The sequence below is a fragment of the Nonomuraea sp. H19 genome, from assembly GCF_052068215.1.
Lineage (GTDB): Bacteria > Actinomycetota > Actinomycetes > Streptosporangiales > Streptosporangiaceae > Nonomuraea.
Genome location: NZ_JBQHCV010000015.1, coordinates 227,084 through 246,272, shown reverse-complemented (window position 1 = coordinate 246,272; position 19,189 = coordinate 227,084). Strand labels below are relative to the sequence as shown.

Annotated in this window: 13 protein-coding genes; 9 read left to right on the top strand and 4 right to left on the bottom strand. The window is 69.4% G+C overall.

Annotated features, from left to right (window positions below):
* Positions 1-91 precede the first annotated feature (91 nt).
* Positions 92-1,933: a glycoside hydrolase family 35 protein gene (locus tag ACTMTI_RS31580; RefSeq protein WP_441124286.1), complete on the bottom strand. Its 1,842-nt coding sequence runs from the start codon at positions 1,931-1,933 to the stop codon at positions 92-94.
* A 93-nt stretch (positions 1,934-2,026) separates the two neighbouring features.
* Between ACTMTI_RS31580 and ACTMTI_RS31575 the strand changes: the two genes are divergently transcribed.
* From ACTMTI_RS31575 to ACTMTI_RS31540, 8 genes are all read left to right on the top strand, one after another.
* Entirely contained in the window at positions 2,027-3,046 is a 1,020-nt protein-coding gene (locus ACTMTI_RS31575) for a LacI family DNA-binding transcriptional regulator (protein WP_441124285.1), read from the top strand.
* Between the two features lie 206 nt (positions 3,047-3,252).
* Complete coding sequence (locus ACTMTI_RS31570; protein ID WP_441124284.1) at positions 3,253-4,575, top strand: carbohydrate ABC transporter substrate-binding protein; 1,323 nt, start codon at positions 3,253-3,255, stop codon at positions 4,573-4,575.
* 1 nt (position 4,576) lies between these two features.
* A complete protein-coding gene (locus tag ACTMTI_RS31565; protein ID WP_441124283.1) occupies positions 4,577-5,488 on the top strand; it encodes a carbohydrate ABC transporter permease in 912 nt (303 codons plus the stop codon).
* Positions 5,489-5,499: 11 nt separating this feature from the next.
* Positions 5,500-6,375: a carbohydrate ABC transporter permease gene (locus ACTMTI_RS31560; protein ID WP_441124282.1), complete on the top strand. Its 876-nt coding sequence runs from the start codon at positions 5,500-5,502 to the stop codon at positions 6,373-6,375.
* A gap of 34 nt (positions 6,376-6,409) precedes the next feature.
* A complete protein-coding gene (locus ACTMTI_RS31555) occupies positions 6,410-6,589 on the top strand; it encodes a DUF6903 family protein (RefSeq protein WP_441124281.1) in 180 nt (59 codons plus the stop codon).
* Complete coding sequence (locus ACTMTI_RS31550; RefSeq protein ID WP_441124280.1) at positions 6,586-8,025, top strand: alpha-L-fucosidase; 1,440 nt, start codon at positions 6,586-6,588, stop codon at positions 8,023-8,025. Before ACTMTI_RS31555 ends, ACTMTI_RS31550 begins: the two co-directional genes overlap by 4 nt.
* A gap of 53 nt (positions 8,026-8,078) precedes the next feature.
* A complete protein-coding gene (locus ACTMTI_RS31545; RefSeq protein ID WP_441124279.1) occupies positions 8,079-9,119 on the top strand; it encodes a hypothetical protein in 1,041 nt (346 codons plus the stop codon).
* Positions 9,116-11,464, top strand: a complete 2,349-nt coding sequence (locus ACTMTI_RS31540) for a discoidin domain-containing protein (protein WP_441124278.1) — start codon at positions 9,116-9,118, stop codon at positions 11,462-11,464. The genes ACTMTI_RS31545 and ACTMTI_RS31540 overlap by 4 nt, the downstream gene beginning before the upstream one ends.
* Before the next feature lie 61 nt (positions 11,465-11,525).
* Here the strand turns inward: ACTMTI_RS31540 and ACTMTI_RS31535 are convergent, their stop codons facing one another.
* Genes ACTMTI_RS31535 through ACTMTI_RS31525 form a run of 3 tightly spaced genes read right to left on the bottom strand, consistent with a single transcriptional unit; the run spans position 11,526 to position 18,748 of the window.
* The gene (locus tag ACTMTI_RS31535; RefSeq protein ID WP_441124277.1) at positions 11,526-12,035 is read right to left on the bottom strand and encodes a hypothetical protein; all 510 of its coding nucleotides are present in this window, start codon (positions 12,033-12,035) and stop codon (positions 11,526-11,528) included.
* Positions 12,036-12,081: 46 nt separating this feature from the next.
* A complete protein-coding gene (locus ACTMTI_RS31530; RefSeq protein ID WP_441124276.1) occupies positions 12,082-18,294 on the bottom strand; it encodes an NUDIX domain-containing protein in 6,213 nt (2,070 codons plus the stop codon).
* Between the two features lie 49 nt (positions 18,295-18,343).
* Positions 18,344-18,748 (bottom strand): YbaB/EbfC family nucleoid-associated protein, encoded by a 405-nt coding sequence (locus ACTMTI_RS31525; protein WP_441124275.1) that lies wholly within the window; start codon positions 18,746-18,748, stop codon positions 18,344-18,346.
* Between the two features lie 128 nt (positions 18,749-18,876).
* On the opposite strand from ACTMTI_RS31525, the gene ACTMTI_RS31520 reads away from it, so the two are divergent.
* Positions 18,877-19,182 carry a hypothetical protein gene (locus ACTMTI_RS31520; RefSeq protein ID WP_441124274.1) on the top strand — a complete coding sequence of 102 codons (306 nt, stop codon included), beginning with the start codon at positions 18,877-18,879 and terminating at the stop codon, positions 19,180-19,182.
* Positions 19,183-19,189 lie beyond the last annotated feature (7 nt).

The window sequence follows — 19,189 nt, the reverse complement described above, 5'->3', positions numbered from 1 at the left end:
CTCGGCCTAGAGCCTGGGCGATTTGTGGCCAAGGCGTGATCCTTCTCGGGAGTACGGCTCACGGCTGCCGCCGCGACAGCACGTGGGCCGGTCAGCCGAACTCCTCGACGTACTCCTCCGGCGGTCCCAGCTCGGGCCGCTCCCGCAGCTCCAGGATTCCGCCGAGCCGTTCCAGCTCGAGGACCGTCACGATGTTCTCGCCCACGCGCAGCAGCGGCGCCGGGCAGTACAGCGTGACCTGCGGCCCGATTTCCCAGTAGCGGCCGAGCAGGAAGCCGTTGACCCAGACGAGGCCGCGGCTCGATCCCGGCAGGGCGAGGAAGGTGTCCGCGGGCGTCTCGACGCGCATCGTCGCGACGGCGAACCCGGCGTGCGTGGTCGCGGGGCCGGCGGCGGCCGCGCGGGCCAGCTCCGCGGCGGACCACTCCTGCAGCGCGATCGGCGTGCTGTCCCAGCCCTGCACGATCCGCCGGTCGACGAGGACGGGGCCGAGCAGGCCCTTGTGCCGGCCGATGCCCGGCCCGTAGTTCACCCGGCCGAGGTTCTCGACCAGGACCTCCAGGCGTACGACGGCGCCGGTTCCGCGTACCGGGAGTTCCGGGTGATCGGGGTCGGCGACGCCGAGGACGGCGCCGTCGCCGAAGACCAGGGCCCGGTCGCGTACGTCGGTGAGGACGAGCCGGTGCTCCCCCGCCGGGATGCGCGGGTGCGCGGTGTGCAGGACCATTCCGGCGTCGAGCCCGAGCTGCTCGAACGAGGCCGGGCGCGGGCCGGTCGAGGTGGGCGCCGGCACGGCGCCGAGGCCGGCGAGCAGGTCGGCGCGGTGGACGAGCGGGACGCGCGCCGGCGGCAGCGTCGGCATCCGCGCGGGCATCCGTACGGGTCCGCGCGCCCCGAGCACCTCGCGCATGGCGAAGAACTTGGCGGTGAGCGTGCCGTCCTCGGCGACCGGCGCGTCGGAGTCGTAGCTGGTCACGGTCGGCTGCAAACGGCCCTCGTGCTCGTTGGCGCCCGCCCAGAGCCCGAAGTTGGTGCCGCCGTGAGCCATGTAGATGCTCACGCTGCCACCGTCGGCGATGATCCCGTCGAGTGCGCGCACGGCGCTGTCCACCCCGCGGACGTGGTGCCGCTCGCCCCAGTGGTCGAACCAGCCGCTCCAGAACTCGGCGACGACGAACGGCTCGTCCGGTCGCCGCGCCGCGAGGAGCCGCCGGGCGGCCTCGGGCTTGGAGCCCAGGGTGACGGCCGTCAGAGTTCCGGGCAGGGTGCCGCCGTCCAGCATCAGCTCAGTGGGTCCGTCAGCGGTGAACAGCAGCTCCCGGATGCCGCGTGCGGTCAGAGCCGCGCGATTCCAGCGCAGGTAGGCATGGTCGTCGCCGAAGCTGCCGAACTCGTTCTCCACCTGCACCGCCACGACCGGTCCGCCCTCGGCGGCCTGGAGCGCGGCGATGCGCGGGACCAGCTCGTCGAACCAGCGGCCGACCGCGGAGGTGAACGCGGGGTCGGAGCTGCGGATCGTGACGTCGCGGCCGGTGAGCCAGCTCGGCAGGCCGCCGTTCGACCACTCCGCGCAGATGTACGGGCCGGGCCGGACGACGACGTCGAGGCCCTCTTCCCCCGCCGTGCGGATGAACCGCTCGACGTCCCGCCAGCCGTCGAAGCGCGGCGCCTCGTCCTCGCGGGGCTGGTGGAAGTTCCACGGGACGTACGTGTCTACCGTGTTGAGCCCGAGGTCGGCGAGCCGGCGGATCCGGTCCCGCCAGAGATCGGGGTGGACGCGGAAGTAGTGCAGCGCCCCGGACAGGAGACGATGGGGGACGCCGTGCCGGTAGAGGCGGCGTCCGTGCCAGGTCAGCGCGCTTGTGGCGGCGCCGGCGGCATCGGTCGTGGTCGTCGGGGCCGGAGAGGTATCCGGCGCGGGCAACTCGATCACAGGGGGAAGCCTATGTTATCGATGCCATGTGTAACAAAGACGGTAGGATCAAGTCGACGACGGGGGCGGCCCTGCCGGCGAGAGAGGAGCGCCATGACCAAAGCCACAGAGCGGCCCACGAGGCAGCCGAGCATGGCTGACGTGGCCAAGGCCGCGGGGGTGTCGGCGCAGACCGTCTCGCGCGCGCTCCGCGACTCGCCGAACGTCAACCCGGAGACCAGGAAGCGCGTGCTCGCCGCCGTGGAGCAGCTCGGCTACCGCTTCAACAACGCCGCCCGGGTGCTCTCCTCCGGGCGCAGCCACACCATCGGACTCGTGCTGCTGCAGTCCGGCGGTTACTACTCGCGCTCGGCGGTGACCGCCGGCGTCGAGGCGGCCGCGGGCGCGGCCGGATACGCGGTGAGCATCGCGACCATCGCCGGGCTCGACACCGGCCTGATGGAGCGGTCCCTGTCCAAGCTCGCGGACCAGGGCGTGGACGGCATCGTCATCGCCGTGCCGCTCATCTCCGTGACGCAGAAAATGGAGGACATCACCCGGGACATCCCCACCGTCACGCTCGACGGCTCCCGCACCGCGAGCGCCCGGGTGCTCGGGATCGACCAGCAGGAGGCAGGCCGCGTCGCCACGCAGCACCTGCTCGACCTCGGGCATCGCCAGGTGTGGCACGTCTCCGGCCCGGACGAGTGGATCGAGGCGCGCCAGCGGCGGCAGGGCTGGCAGGAGTGCCTGGCCGCGGCCGGGATACAGGCGCCGCCCCCGTTGGAGGGAGACTGGTCGCCCGACTCGGGATACCGGCAGGGGCAGGTCCTCGCGCTGATCCCGGACGTGACCGCCGTCTTCGCCGCCAGCGACGAGATGGCCTTCGGGGTGATCCGCGCCCTGCGCGAGGGCGGCCGGTCGGTGCCCGGCGACGTGTCCATCGTGAGTGTCGACGACATCGCCCTGGCGGCCTACTGCTCCCCGCCGCTGACCACCGTACGGCAGGACTTCTACCGCTCCGGCGCGGCGGCCGTCGCCGTGCTGCTGCAGGGCGACGACGCCGGCGCCGAGTCCGTCGCTCCCGCGTCGCTGTCGGTGCGGGCCTCCACGGCGCCGCCGCGTTCCTCCTGAGCCACGGGTCAGCTGTTCGTGAAGTGCCTCTTGCGCCTTCCATGTTATCGATGCCACTGTAACAACATCCGGAATCGGCCAAGTGATCTAGATCCCCGGCCGGTGGCGCGGCGTCACGGCGTCGTGGCCTCCGACGCGGCCGGACCCGGACTCGTTCCTCCGGCCCACCCAGGTGGGCAGATGTCCACGGGAAGGATCCCAGAACCATGAGGAGATCACTCATCCTCGCGAGCGCCGCGGTCACGGTGCTCGGACTGCTCACCGGCTGCTCGGCCGACGGGGACGGCTCAACCTCTGGCAAGACGACCCTGAGCGTCGCCGCGCTCGAAGGCGGCTACGGCCGGGACATGTACACCCAGGTCATCCAGGCGTACAAGGCCTCGCACCCCGGCGTCGACGTGCAGTTGCAGATCTCGAAGAGCATCGAGGACGAGATCACCCCGAACATGAAGGCCGGGCGGTTCCCCGACGTCGTGGTGCTCGGCCAGGGCCGCAAGGCCGCGCTCACCGAGACGCTCATCAAGGACAAGGCCCTCGAGGACCTCACGCCCGTGCTGAAGATGAAGGTCCCGGGCGAGGACAAGACCGTCGGGGACAAGCTCATCGAGGGCATCGTCGGAAACCTCAACACCAACCCCTACGGCACGGACCAGACGTACACGATGCCGATGTACTACGCGCCGAGCGGGCTCTTCCACAACAAGAACCTGTTCGCCGAGAAGGGCTGGAAGGTTCCGGCCACCTGGGACGAGATGTTCGCGCTCGGCGACACGGCCAAGAAGCAGAAGATCTCGCTGTTCACCTACCCGACCGCCGGATACCTCGACGCGTACTTCTTCGCGCTCCTCGCCGACGTCGGCGGCGAGCAGTTCTACACCGACGTCATGACGTACAAGCAGGGCGTCTGGCAGACGCCGCAGGCCCGGCAGGCGCTCGACATCACCACCAAGCTGCTGCGGTACGCCGCGCCGAGCACGGTGGGGTACGCCAACGAACAGGACTTCACCAAGAACCAGCAGTCGATCCTCGACAACAAGGCCCTGTTCATGCCGAACGGGACCTGGGTCGTCGGCGAGATGGCGGACGCCCCGCGCGCCAAGGGCTTCGAGTGGGGTCTGACGCCGCTGCCGGCGGTCACCTCGGGCGCCAAGCGCTACATCACGACGTCGGTCGAGTCGGTCTGGATCCCCAGCGCCGCCAAGAACAAGGACGCGGCGAAGGACTTCGTCGCCTACCTCTACTCCGACGAGGCGGCGAAGATCTTCGCCACGTCGAACGCGATCCAGCCGATCAAGGGCATCACGAGCAGCCTGTCCGCGGAGAACGCCGAGTTCTACAAGGTCTACGACGACCCGTCCGTCGAGGCGCTCGTCGGCGGGTTCGCGAGCACCGCGCCCGTCCCGGGCGTCGACATCAAGGCCACGCTCTTCGACACCGCCAACAGCATCATCAGCGGCGACAAGACCGAGGACCAGTGGCAGGCCGCGCTCAACGACGCCAGCGAGAAACTGCGCCAGGCGGGTGGCTGACGTGCCCGGCGGTCCCCGGGCCGCGGCCCGCCGGCGCGGCAACGGCGGGTTCGTGCTCGCCTGCCTCCTGCCCGCGCTCGTGCTCTTCGCGGTGTTCATGGTCGTCCCGACCGTGAACGTGTTCCGGATGTCCTTCTACACCTGGAGCGGCTTCTCCCCGGACATGCGTTTCGCGGGGCTCGACAACTTCGCCCGGCTCCTCGACGACGCGCAGTTCGTCCGCGCGTTCCAGAACACGGTCGCGCTCCTGGTCGTCGTGACCGTCGTGACGATGGGCATGGGCCTGTTCCTCGCCGCGATCCTGACCCGGCAACGGCTGCGGGGACGGGCACTCTACCGGTTCATCCTCTACATCCCGAGCGTGCTGTCCGTGGTCGTGATCGCGGCGATCTTCTCCGCCGTCCTGGACCAGGAGAACGGCTTGCTCAACGGCACGCTGCGGCTGCTGTCGCTCGATGCCCTGCAGCAGGTCTGGCTCGGCGACCAGGAACTGGTGCTCTGGTCCGTCGCGATCGCGATGGTCTGGCAGTCACTCGGCTACTACATGGTTCTCTACATGTCCCGCATGTCGAGCATTCCGGAGGAGCTCTACGAGGCCTCCGCGCTCGACGGCGCGTCCGCCGGCCGGCAGTTCTTCGCCATCACGCTGCCGCTCATCTGGCAGAACCTCCGCGCGACGCTGACGTTCTTCGTCATGAGCGCGGTCAACCTCAGCTTCGTCCTCGTCCGCGCGATGACCGGCGGCGGGCCCGACGGCTCCTCCGAAGTTCTGCTGAGTTACATGTACAAGCAGGCGTACACGAACTCGTCGTACGGCTACGGCATGGCCATCGGCGTCGTCATCTTCGCGTTCTCGTTCCTCGTGTCGCTCCTGGTGAGCCGTGCGACGCGGCGCGAGCCCCTCCAGTTCTGAGGACCGCCACCATGACCACGAGACCCCCAGGGCCGAGGACCGGCCGGGCGCTGACCTACGTCCTCGTCACCGCGATCGCGCTCGCCATCGCGGTGCCGGTCGCCTGGGTGCTGCTCGCCTCGCTCAAACAGCGGAGCGAGTTCTACGGCAGCCCTTGGGTGCTGCCGGAGGGCCTCCACCTCCAGAACTACGTCGACGCGTTCGTCACCGCCCGCATGGGGCAGTACTTCCTGACCTCTGTGCTGGTCACGGTGCTCGGGCTGGTGTTCGTCGTGGCGGTCTCCGTGCCGGCGGCCTACGTCATCGCCCGGTACGAGTTCCGCGGCCGTGGCCTGGTGGAGGTCGCGCTTCTGGCCGGGTTGTTCGTCAACGTCAACTACATCGTCGTGCCGATCTTCCTCATGCTCGTCGGCTGGGACCGCGCGCTCGTCGACGTGCTCCCCGGCGGCTTCTTCATCGACAATCCCGCGGTCCTCTCGCTCGTCTACGCGGCCACGTCCATCCCGTTCACCATCTATCTGCTCACCGCGTACTTCCGGTCGATCCCGGCCGACTACGAGGAGGCCGCGGCCCTGGACGGGGCGTCCCGCTTCCAGGTCATGACCAGGGTCATGCTGCCGATGGCGCGACCGGCGCTCACCACCGTGATCCTTTTCAACTTCCTGGCCTACTGGAACGACTTCATCATCGCGCTCACCCTGCTCCCCGGCGATGGCAAGACGCTGCAGGTGGGCCTGCTCAACCTGATGACCGCGCAGAAGGCGGCGGCCGACTACGGGCGTCTCTACGCCGGCATGGTCATCGTCATCGTCCCCGTCCTCATCTTCTACGCGCTCATCCAGCGCCGGCTCATCGAAGGCATGGCGTCCGGCGGCGTGAAGGGCTGACCGGTCACACGGCCCTCCCGGAGAGGAAACCGTCATGAAGGAATCGACGCGCAGCGTGCTGCTCGTCACCGCTCGGACGCTCGTCGCGGCCGGCTGCGTCGGCGTCGTCGTCACCGCCCGCGCGACGGCCGGGTGGGGCAGCCTCGCGATCATGCTCGCCGCGCTGGCCGGGCTGCTGACCGTGCTCGCCTCGTACAACCGGCGGTTCCGGTGACCGGGCCGGTAACCGGGCCCGCGCCGGCCGGGCGGACGCTGGCCGCGGTCCGGCCGAGCGCGCGCCAGCTCGCGTGGCAGGAGATGGAGTTCTACGGGTTCCTCCATTTCGGCATGAACACGATGACGGACCGGGAGTGGGGCGAGGGGCACGACGACCCGGCCGCCTTCGACCCGGCTGGGCTCGACGCCGACCAGTGGATCAGGGCGCTCAAGGGCGCCGGGATGACCGGTGTGATCCTCACCTGCAAGCACCACGACGGCTTCTGCCTGTGGCCGAGCGACGTCACGACGTACACGGTCGCCTCGTCGCCCTGGCGCGGCGGCCGGGGTGACGTGGTCGCGGAGGTCGCCGACGCGGCCCGGCGGCACGGCCTGCGGTTCGGGATCTACCTGTCGCCCTGGGACCGCACCGAGGCGTCGTACGGCAGCGGGACCGCGTACGACGACTTCTACGTCGCCCAGCTCACCGAGCTGCTCACCCGGTACGGACCGGTGTTCTCGGTGTGGCTGGACGGCGCGAACGGCGAGGGCCCGAACGGCAAGCGCCAGGTGTACGACTGGGAGCGGTACTACGCGGTGGTCCGCGAGCTGCAGCCGGACGCGGTCATCAGCGTGTGCGGACCCGACGTCCGCTGGTGCGGCAACGAGGCCGGGGACACCCGCCCCGACGAGTGGAGCGTGGTCCCGCGGGCCCTGCAGGACGCCGAGCGGATCGCGGACCGCTCGCAGCAGGCGGACGACGGCGCCTTCGCCCGGCTCGTCCGCAGCGACGATCGCGACCTCGGCAGCCGCGCCGCCCTGGCGGGGCACGAGGACGACCTGGTCTGGTATCCGGCCGAGGTGAACACCTCGATCCGTCCCGGCTGGTTCCACCACCCTGCCGAGGACGCGGCGGTCCGCTCCGCGGACGAGCTGTTCGGCATGTATCTGCGCGCCGTCGGCGGCAACTCCTGTTTCCTGCTCAACGTCCCGCCGGCCCGTGACGGGCGGCTGCGGGACACCGACGTGGCGGCGCTGGAGCAGCTCGGGCGGCGCATCGAGGACTTCCGGGCGCGGCGCGTCGAGGCGACCGCGACGGTGTCGTCCGGGTCCCCGGGCGACGTCGCGACCGCGTGGCCCGGCAGGGGGCGTACGCCGTGGCGGCCGGACGACGCCGATCCCCTGCCCGGTGTGACGCTCGCGTTCGCCCGGCCTCACCCGATCGAGGCGGTCGTCGTGGGCGAGGACATCACGCAGGGGCAGCGCATCGAGCACGTCGTCGTCCGGGGCCGCCGGGACGGCCGGTGGACGCTGCTCGCCGAGGCGAACGCGGTGGGCCACCAGCGCATCCTGACGTTCCCGCCGGCCGAGGTCGACGCCGTGCTGGTCGAGGTGTCCCAGGCCCGGGACACCCCCGTCGTCGCCCGCGTGGCCGCGATCGAGGCGACCTCATGAAGGGCGCCGTGCGGGAGCGCGCCATACGGAAGGGCCCGATGAGAAAAGGCGCCGTGAGCAGACCGTCGCGCCGGGCCGTGGCCCTGTTCGCCGGCATGGTGACCGCTCTGGCCGCGCTGGTGGTCACCGGCGTGGTGCTCACCCAGCGCACCGACGAGGTCGCCTCCATCGACGGGTACGCCGTGACCCGCGACGAGCTGCTGTTCCACATGCGGCGGCTCGCGCCCCGGGTCCAGAACGAGTTGCGCAACCAGTACCGCCTCCAGGGCGCGATCGACTGGACCGCGAAGGCCGGCGACGAGACCGCGCTCCAGCGGCTCGCCGCCCGCGCGCTCGGCGAGATCCGGCGCGACAAGACCACGCTCGTCCTCGCCAAGGAGGAGGGGCTGATCGCCTCCGCCGGCCATGCGGACTTCCTCGCCGAGCTGGCCGGCGAGAACGAGCGGCGCGCCGGCGCCATCGCCGCGGGCGAGGTCGTCTACGGCCTGGCGGAGTTCTCACCCGAGGAGTACTACTCGCACCGGCTCACCGAGCTCACCACGGCCCTGAAGCAGCGGCTCGGCAAGAAGGCGGACGACCCGCTCCGGGTCACCGACGCCGACGTCCGGCGGGCGTTCGACGCCGACCGGGGCGCCTGGAGCGCCAACGCGACCACGTACGCGTACGCGAAGCTCGTGGTGCCGGTGCCCGACGGCGCTTCCGCGGACTACGCGGCCGGCCTCCAGCGGCGGGTGGCCGCGGCGGACCGGCTGGCGGAGGTCGCGGACCGGGAGCCCGGCGCCAGGCTCACGACCGCCACGCACCACGGCGGCGGCTCGGCCGCCCACGACCAGGACCTCATGGCGGTGCTCAGCGAGCTCGCACCGGGCCAGATCTCCGCCCCGGTCCCGGGCACCGGCCAGATCACCTACTACGAGCTCGACGGCAAGACCGTCGACGAGGACGCGGCGTTCGCCGAGTACTCCCGGCGGATCCGGCAGTCGCTCATCGAGGAGAAGTTCAACCAGTTCCTTCAGCGCCGAGTGGACCACAGCGACATCAAGGTCGACACGGCGGCGGTGGAGGCCATCAACCCAGAGGATGTACAACAGTGAAACCTGTCGGGACCGCACCCCCCATCGCGCCGGCACGCCGGCGCCCCTTGGCGCGGGCGCTGCGCATGGGCCTCACCGCCCTGCTCGCCACGCTTCTCGCGGGATCGCTCGCGCCCGCCGCCGCAGCCTCGGACCGCACCTCCGCCTCCACCGCCGCCGCCAAGCCGGACCTGCCGGGCAACACGCCGAACCAGACGGGCGGCAAGGACTACTTCATCGACGCCACGAAGGGTCGCGACAGCGCGGCCGGCACCTCACCGAGGACCGCCTGGCGCAGCCTGGCCAAGGCGAACGCGACGACGTTCGGGCCCGGCGACCGCATCCTGCTCAAGGCCGGGGAGCAGTGGCACGATGAGCAGCTGCGGCCGAAGGGCTCGGGCAGCGCGGGCAAGCCGATCACCATCTCGGCGTACGGCGACCCGCGCGCCCGCCGGCCGTACATCGCGACGAACGGCAAGGTGCCGAGCCCCTTCCGGGCGGACGGCACGAAGAACCCCGACACGGTCGGCCTGACCGGGGCCATCGTGCTGCGCAACCAGCAGTACTTCGAGATCAACAACGTCGAACTGTCCAACGACGACGACTTCGCCACCGACATCACCACCGGGTCCTACGTCCGCGACGGCATCATGGTCTCCATCAACGCCGACCTCCTGCCGGCCGGCGCGGACAGCATCATGGACCACTTCCGCATCTCCGACGTGTACGTCCACGATCTCGACGGTCCGAGCACCTGGCAGAGGATCCACTACGGCGGCGTCAACTTCCAGGTCTTCGGCAGCCGCAGCTACAAGGAGTACGGCACCGGCGGCTACTACTTCAAGGACGTCCGGATCGAGAACAACACCTTCATGAAGGTCGAGCTGCACGCCGTGCAGTTCGCGTTCAACTGGTTCGCCGCCGACGGAACGGACGCCGGCCAGTACGACGAGAGCGGCAAGTTCCACGAGGGCTGGGAACAGCTCTGGGTGCGTACCCGCGACCTGTACAGCCGTGACGTCTACATCGGCCACAACTACGCGGAAAGCGTCGGCCAGGGCGCGATCCAGCTGGCCAACACCAAGAACATGACGGTCGAGTACAACGAGGTCAACGGCTTCCTCGAGCGTTATGACTCGGTGTCCGTCGCGCTCTATCTGTGGGCGGGCGCCGACTCGGTCATGCAGTTCAACGAGGTGTACGGCGGCCCGCACAACGAGTTCGACGGCACCCCGTGGGATCTGGAGTACACGAACTTCAACGTCACCTACCAGTTCAACTACTCGCACGACAACGCGGCGGGCTGGATGTCGTACATGGGCAACAGCTCCAACTCGGTCGCCCGTTACAACCTGAGCGTCAACGACAACGGCGTGCTCGTGAAGAACATGCTGTCGACGAACTACTCGCCGACCTACTTCGTGAACAACACCTTCGTGTACGACGGCGCGGACCTCGACTACTTCCACGACGAGACGTTCCTGAGCAAGGTCTACTTCCTGAACAACATCTTCTACAACAGCTCCACGGCGGAGTCGACGCCGTGGTATCGCCGGACCGGCGCCCTGCGCCACGCGGTGTTCGCGAACAACGACTACCACGAGGCGAGCGGCACCCACTCCAGCCAGGAACCGGCCGACCCGGCCGGGCCGCGGGCCGACCCGAGGTTCGTGGGCGACCCGGCGAAGTACGTCACCGGGGCGGGCGTGGACCGGATCCGGACGGCCGCGGCGCACTTCAGGCTGCGCGACGACTCGCCGCTCATCGACGCCGGCCGGTACAACCCCCGCCTGGGCACCGAGGACTTCCTCGGCACCCACATCTACTACGGCGACGCACCGGACATCGGCATGGTGGAAAGCCGGATCGGCGAGAAGGTCGGCAACCCGGTGGACGACGACCCCATCGAGGAGGAGCCGGGCGACGACCGGGTCAACCTCGCCCTCGGCAAGCCGGCTACCGCGAGCTCGACCCACCCTGGCGCGGGCGGCACGCTCGGCGCGGTGAACCTGACCGACGGCGACCCGGCGACCCGCTGGGCGGCGGCCGACGACGCGGCCTACCCGATCACACTCGACATCGACTTCGGCGCGGACACCACTTTCGACGAGGTGTACCTGGACGAGTACACCGACTCAGGCACCAACCCGCGGGTCCAGACGTTCGAACTGCAACGATGGGACGCCGGCACCGGCGCCTGGGTGACCTTCGCCGGCCGTGCCGACGGCATCGGACACGACCTGGCCGTGACCGGCTTCGGCGACGTCACCACCTCCCGGCTCCGGGTGGCGCTCACCGGGCAGCTACCGACCGAGGTGTACACCCCGACGCTGACCGAGATCGCTGTCTACAACGCCGGCGAGTAGGCCAGGCCGGAGGCGTGTAACGGCCACCGTGCGGGTGGATGCCACGGCGTTCACCCGCCCGTCAATCCTCGCCCCGCGTTCTGACAGCGATCATGCCAGCCGTGTGCAGGCTGGTCAGCAATGTCCAATCGTCTGCCGGGTCGAGCCAGACCTGTAGTTCCGCGGGCCCCGACGGCCTCGGCAGGACCCCGGCGGGCTCGTAGAAGGCCGAGACCAGGACCAGGGGAACCGGCGCCTCCCATCGGGAGGGGGCCGGTGGTTCGTGTCGTCCGCCGAGGAGCACGGCGCGCTCCGCCTCGCTGCATGCATCGAGGTGTCCTCCGGCCGCGAGCTGAGCTTGCATCCTGACCTGCATGTCCATGGCGAGGCGGACCCGCGCCGTCGCGCGCTCGTCGTCGGTGGCGAGCCGGTCGTAACCGGGGATGAGCATCCCGGCCAGCTCGGCGGAGTCGTCGGCATAGCCACGGTAGGTCCCGCCCGCATAGATCATCTCATAGCGGTACGGCCGGCCGTCGCCTTTGATCGGCGCGGCCGGAGGTGGCTCCGTCGCTGAGGTGTTACGGATGATCACGGCCACTGGATGGCATCCCGTCTCGTGGTGAGGTCGTCCTGCGCCGTCATTCCGGGCGCACCCAGCGAGTGGCGGCGTACAAGGCGGTGAGCTGCTCCTTGTCGGCGGCCCGCCAGAATATCTCGTCCATCAGAGTTCGGAAGGAAAGGCTCCCCCGCTCGGTGCGGTCCGGCGCGGGAACCAGCTTGAGGAGTTCGGCGTGGGCGCCCAGCCGGTCAGGCCGGCCCCGGTTGGGAAGATCGCCCAGCGTCACGTTGCGGAACGCCGCCTCGACCTGCGCGATCGACACCTTCACCTGGGACTGGATCACGGCGGGGTCGAGCGAACCGTCCCACAGCCGAAGCTCGCTGTGGCCCTTCGAGGACCCATCCATGCTCTCCATGTTCACCGCGACGTTGTTGCCGCTGTTGAAACGCCGCACCGGAGCCACCGACTCGTAGCCCTCAGCGGGCATCTGGATGGGACGGCAATGCTTGAGGCCCCGGTGACTCTCCCGCTCCGGATTGTGCCCGAGCCTGAACAACGTATCGGTGTGATGGTCCACGTGATTCACCAGACTGGTGTAGTTCCCCACAATGTGGTCGTAGTCGTGCGTGCTCACGTGGACGTGCCCACCGGTCGAGAGGCTGGCCGTACCGCCATGCGATCGGATGATCGCGCAGGCGATGCGGAGGTTCTCCCACGTCGCCGGCTCGTCGTACAGGATGGGCGAGACCAGTTCGCCCGCCACCGTGCCGTCAAGTTCCAGCTTCCATAGGCCGCGCCCGCCGTTCCTTCCCGAACGGTAGCCCTGACCCTGCATGGTGTGGTTGCCGTGCACCTGAGCATCGCCGGTCAGACCGGCCTCGTACAGGGCACGGGCGATGGCCTCCCGGCCTCGGCGGGCGGTGTGAGCCGGCAGGTCGAACTCGAGCTCCAGCCCGAATCCGCGGCCGCCGTCACGGGCCGCCAGGGATGCGGTGGCGTTCTCGAGCATGTAGGGAATCACCGCCTCCCCTCTGGCGGCGCGTTCCACCGCCTGATCGTAAGCCCTCAGGAATGCCGGGAAATCCCTCGTGAAAGACACCTCGGGGGTATCCGGCCAACGCTGCCACGCCCGGACCCGGGCCTCCAGCGAGGCGACTCGTTCCTGCTCCGCCACGGCCAGCGGGTCGAGGCCGGTGACCAGTGACAGGGCCCGGCGCAGCGTAGGGCGGGTCTGGCGATACTCCTGCTGCGCCTTCGCGTGTTCGTTGATCGCGACCTGGCGGGCATCTCGGACGATCGAGGGGGAGAGATCGTGCAGCCCCGGCGGGAGGTTCGGCGGGTCCGGCAGCCGGCCGATCGCGGAAGGGCCGAGGTGTTGAGTCAGGGCGTCGAGCACCTGCCGCCGATCGACCGGCCCGAAGAGGTCGAAGCCGTTCTGCTGGGCCTCTACCGTCCTCTGCGCCAGCCGTTCGACGGAATGGTCGAGACCCGCGTCTCCCGCCAGCCGGCGCAACGGATGGAACACCCACAACCGGGATGACGGCTCGGAGCTGGTGATCTCAGCGAGACGGGAAAGGGCTCGCGCCTCGTCGTCGCTTGGATGCGGGATGTGGTGCTCGGCCGCGATCCGCAGTCCATCCCAAAGACGCGGGTCTCGCGCCCGGTATGCGGTGAGGCGGCCGGTGAGCTCCTGGGGGTCGGCCGCCCGCGCGAGGTCGGCTCCGCGCGCCTGCGCATCCTTGGCCAGGCGTACGAGTTGCTCGATCGAGCGTCCTTGCCCGACATCGTCGGCCAGGCGCTCCAGCGTAAGGACGGTGCGCTCCCTATCACCGCCCGAGTGCGTGACGATCTCGTCCAGGCGCGCGATCAAACGTGCCGTCGGGTCACGGAGATCGGTCAAGGAATGCCTTTCGGCGAGCAGCACGCCGTTCCACAGGTACGGGTCTTCTTGCCAGAACCGGTCCATGGCCGCACGGAATGCCGTGTCCCCGGTCGCTCCGCGTGGGAGGTAGCCGTTGTCATGGGCCGCCTGGACGACGGGGAGTAATTGGCTGACCTCGCGAATGCCGTACCGCTCGAGCACGGGTCTGGTGAAGTTTCGGGCCCTGCTTTGGGTGACAGGGTCCCCCATCATCTCGATCATGAGCCCGACCGTGCGTGCTTGCGTGGCGGTTGCGTCGCGGAGAGAGAACAGGGTTTGGTGCCGGTACCCTGTCCAGCGCAAAGGGTCTGCTGCCATGCTCCTCCTGAGAGTGCCGATCAGGGCTGCACGGTCGGTCGCGGTGTCCGGGAACATGCCATACCGCGGGGCGTCGTTGAAGAGTTCGACCAGGGCGTCGATATCGCGGTTCAAGCCGAGTTCGCCCGCCAGGTCATGGAGGGCCCTTCCCGGGTTCGGCCCGCCGATGGTCCGGCTCATCGATGCCAGAGCTATTGCTGTCGTCTCGCCTTCGTCGATGACGGCCAGCTGTTCTGTCAGGCGCCGGCCTTCTGCCAGGAGTTCCTCATCCGGCACGGCCGGCGGCGAGTCGGTGCGGTCCGGACCCCGTCCCTCCGGAGAGCCGCTGAGCAGCCGTTCGATCCGGTTCGCCGTGCCGTCCTGGTGCGGATGGCCGTGCTGCCCGCGGTTCGGGTCCGCGGTGTTCCCGTTGTCGGGCGTCCAGCGGTGGACGATCGCCGCGGCTTCGGCGAAGTTCCGTGGCCGCGGATCCGCTATCGGAGAGAATCCGTCGGGAATCGTGGTGTTCGGGGGGCCGGGCACCTGATGGGGTCCGGCTGGGGTTCCCGCCGGGCGTGTTCGTTCCCTCGCCGTTTCCGGGACGGCGGTTCCGATCGGCTCTTGTGGGATACGTGACGCGGGGGGTGCGGTTTCCCGGCCCATGTTCGCCAGGACGCGTTCGAGTTCCGCGCGTACGTCGGGCCATGCTCGGGCGAGGTCGGGGTGCAGTTTGAGACGCGACACCTCCTCCAGCGGCACCCATGCGTTGTCGAGGGACTCGCGGGACGCGGGCCATACGTCAGCCAGGTAGGACATCTCACCGATGACGGTGTCGAACGCCCAGCCACCGTGGTCGTCGTGGTGGACTCCCCGCACGTTCACCTCGCTCGTGTCCAGCCTGTTCTCCTCGCCGGCTTCACGGAGGCCGGCATCGATCGGGTGCTCGCCGCTTTGGCGGGCGCCACCGGGCAGTCCCCAGGTCCCTCCGTGGTGCGTTTCCATGGAGCGGAGCTGCATGAGGACGCGAACCTCACCGTCAGGAAGACGGTGATAGGCCAGCAGACCTGCCCCGCCTTCGGTTCCCCAGTGCCTGTGCCCCTGCTCGCAGTGTGTCCACCCGTCGCCGGACTTCGACAGCTGCCAGCCGGCGGGAAGGTCGGGATACGATGCCGACATGTCGGGAGCGGTCCCGCCGGGTGGCCGCAGCACGGTGACCTCGCCGGGCGTGGCGAGCAGGACGAACTCGTTGAGAGGTAGCTGGCCCATTCCCGTCCACGGGGTGGACAGCACCTGGGAGGCGGGGAAGATCCCCGCCATGACGGCCCCGTCTCCCAGACCGGTGTACCGCTTGGCGACCCCGGGCATGGCGCTCCAGGGCTGCAACGGTAGTGACAGCGGGGCTTCCACGACGTCGCCGTCCGCGGCGCCCGCCAAGCTCGGCAGCGGATGTAGGGGGTTGAACGCCATCCCTCGGTAGAGCACCAGCTCTTCGATGCCACGGCGGCCCAGTTCGCGCTGCGTCTCCGCGTACTGCTGGCGGAGGAAGTCGCGCAGCATGTCCCCGCTACGGGCATAGACGTTCCTGGCGGTCTTGTTACGGCTGGGATCACCGTACGTCTCCAGGTCGAGGACCCTGGTCAGCCCGAATTCATCGCGCGCGGCCATGTGCATGGCCAGCCGCTCCGGCAGCATCTCGCTGCCACCGTATCCCCACGTTCTCAGGAGCTCCTCGACGGCCAGCCGTCTCACTGTGTGGTGCGCTTCGGGCGAGTCGAACGGTATCTGGCGGATGATCCGGCGTGGCTCGTCCGCGAACTTGCGAGAGCTTTCCACAAAGGACGAGATGGAGCTTCGTTCGACCGCTTGCCAGGTCCTGGTGGTTCTTCCCATGACGTGGATCTCGCTCTGGACGAGATCGCTCCCGGGGTCGCCGATCGCCCCCTGCAGATTTCGCTTGCGCCCCACGCCGAGCAGGTCCTTGGTCGAGGACCGCATATCGTCCATCAGCCTCTTCACCGCCGTGGAATAGGCGGCCTCCCAGGCGGCACCGCTGATCGGGTCGTATGCGCCGTCCCGGCTGAGCAGGCCCGCCACCCGCTTCATCACCGGCTCGATCCGGCGAGGGTCCTCGGGCAGTGCGCTGGACCGGGCGGCGGACACGCTCGGGTCGCTCTGGAGACCCGTACGCGAGATGTCGGCCATGGCACCCGATGTGGCCCCATCCGCAGGGCGTTCCCCTTGCTCGGAGGAGTGCGGACGGATGGACGCCGCCGCCTCGGCGATCGGCGAGGAATCCGCGATCATCGCCTCGCTGGGCCGGTCTCCGTGATTCGTCACGAACCGAGCGGCGGCCGGGCCCGCCCCGGGCTCCGGGGCCGGTCCCGTCCGGTCCTGGGGCATCTCCGGGAGCGCCGATATCTGCGGATCGGTCACCGGCGGTGTGCTGTGCTCGCGGAGCGGGTGAGACGCGGAGAGAGCGGAGTCGTCCGTGAAGGACGGCTGTGGTTGTTCCGGCCTGCTCTGGCCGGTTGATGCAGGTGCCGCCGGTTCGGCGGTTCTGGGAGCCGCGCTCCCCTGACCATGATGGTTTCCCTGTGCCGCGTCCGGTTCGGCGCCACCAGCGCCATCGGAGGTCGCGCTGATGATCGCTGGGACGGTGGCGGGGAGCAGTGAACTGCGAGGGAGGTCACCCGGAATCACGGCCTCGGCTCGCGGAGTGGCGCGAGTGGTTTCGCTGATCGGGGTTCGCTCGGCTGGGAGGTTCTGCGGGGGCCGGGCGGGGGTTCCGCCTTGTTCGGCTCTGTCCCCGGCCGCGCCGTACAACGGCGTGTCATGGCGCCGGGTGACCTCACCCACGATCACCCCGCTCGAGTGCGGCTGGGGCGGGTTGGCGGCCGGTTCGGACGGCTGCCGGTTGATCAGGGTGTCGGCGTGGTCTCCGGGCCGGGAGTGGTGCACCAGGGTAGTCGTGTCGTGGCCGGTGGCCGGCGGGGTGTTGCCGCCCGGCCTCGTGGGATCCACGGCTCTAGGAGTGGGCGGGGATTGCTCGCCGGGTGCGCGCCGTGGGTCGCCGTCGACGTGTGGGGCGTCGGTGAGCGTTGTGTCGCCGATTTCGGCGACTGCACGCATCGGGATGTAGCTCACCCGCGCCGCGGCTGGGATGTCGAGGCCGCCGGCGACGCCGGAGATGAAGGTGTAGGCCAGGTGTGAGGCGTCGAGTTGCCCGCTGATTGCGAGCCCGGGGACGGCGCCGCCGGTGCCCGCCACCCCACCCAGCAGCGCCTGGCCGTACATGCTCTGCCCGATCGCCACGATTTTGTCACGCACCGCCAGCTCTGCCCGGGAGGCGACGTACACCATCTCGCGGCTCAGCAGGCGCGAAAGACCCACGTTGGCACCGGCGAACAGGGCACCGGTCAGGGCGCCGCTGCCGACGGACATCGCCAGCGAGGCGACGTCGAAGTCCCCCGCTTCACGATCCCCCCAGATCTGCTGCGCCACCTGCACGCCGAAGTCCAGGCCGCCCATGATCCCGGCGAATTTCAGCATGCTGGTGAGGACGAGCCGCTTCATCGTCTGGATATTCATCTGGGTCAGCAGGGTGTTGTGCTGGATCAGCGCGAGAACGGCCGGGCCATTGACGTAGATCCACACCAGCAGCCTGACGATCATTGCGCCGAGCAGCGCCAGCGCGGCATAGATCATCCACTCGGTGTGCTGCATCCGCACGCCGTGCTCGCGCAGGGCCGCCGCCTCGTCCCGGAGCGCCTGCTCCAGCAGGTCGAGCAGCGTCTCCTCGGAACCGGGGCCGGCGGCGCCCGCCTGCCCGCCGAGCGCGGCGAACGCCTGCTCGAACGCCTCCTTCGCGGAGCCCTGCCATTCCCGGTCGCGTAGCATCCGCACGACTGCGCCGGCGTCCTCCGCCTTGATCTTGGCCAGCAGATCCGCCAGGTTCTCCAGTGTCCCTGCCTCGGCAAGAATCCCGTCGATGTCGGCTTCCGGCAACGCCCCGCCCGTCAACGGCTGCGCCAGCGGCTTGACCACGTCGGGCACCAGGCTGAGATCGAGCCCCATCAGACGGTGTCATCCTTCTCGATCGACTGTCATGATCGGCTAGGGCTGATCATGATCGCGGCCGTGGATCCTGCGGCTCTCGTCTGCCGGGTTGCGGCAGGAATGACTCGAAGCTCGTTCCCTCGCCGAACAGGTCCTCGAACGGAAGATCCGGCACGAAGGGCTCCATCAGCTCCTTCATCTCACCGGAAACCTGCCGGGTCGCCAGCCCGATCTGCTCGACGAGCAAGGCGGACAGCTCCGACGGCGACAGCTTGCGGTAGACCCGTGGGTCGAACTCGATCGTCCGCACTTCACCGCGGGGGCCGACGGTCACGGTCACCATGCCGTCCTTCGACCTGACTGTCGCCGACAGCTCCCGTACCTTCTCGTGCATCTTCCTGAGCTGCTCGGTTTGCTGGTTGACCTCCTGGACGAGTTGCTCCAACAGCCGCCACGGCTCGTCCGTCGTCATCTATGTCCCTTAGAGATCTGGCCACACAAGCATCAGACATCCCAGCAATACCACCTTTCCCCGACTTTGTGGTGAATATCGGCATCAAGCACATCCGATGGCGGCGCCTGCCGCTAGGCTGCCGACCCGTGGAGTTCGACGGTGTTGCCTACAGCCGGAGCCACCTTCACCGGTTGGCGTGCGCAGCGGACAGCATGGCCGGTGATGTGGCCGACGTGCACGCCCGGTTCGAGGCGTCGTCGGGCGTGGCACGCGCCGCCCTCGGCGCCGATGACTACGGCCGCATGTACTGGCAGGCACGCGGCCAGCGGATGGAGAGCATCGGCGCCGGGCTCGCGCTGCTGGCGACCGCGCTCGGAAAGCAGGAAACCCGGGTTCAGAGGGCGTCGCAGGCATACGTGGCCTGCGAGGATGCCAGCGCCCTGCATACCTGACCGCCTC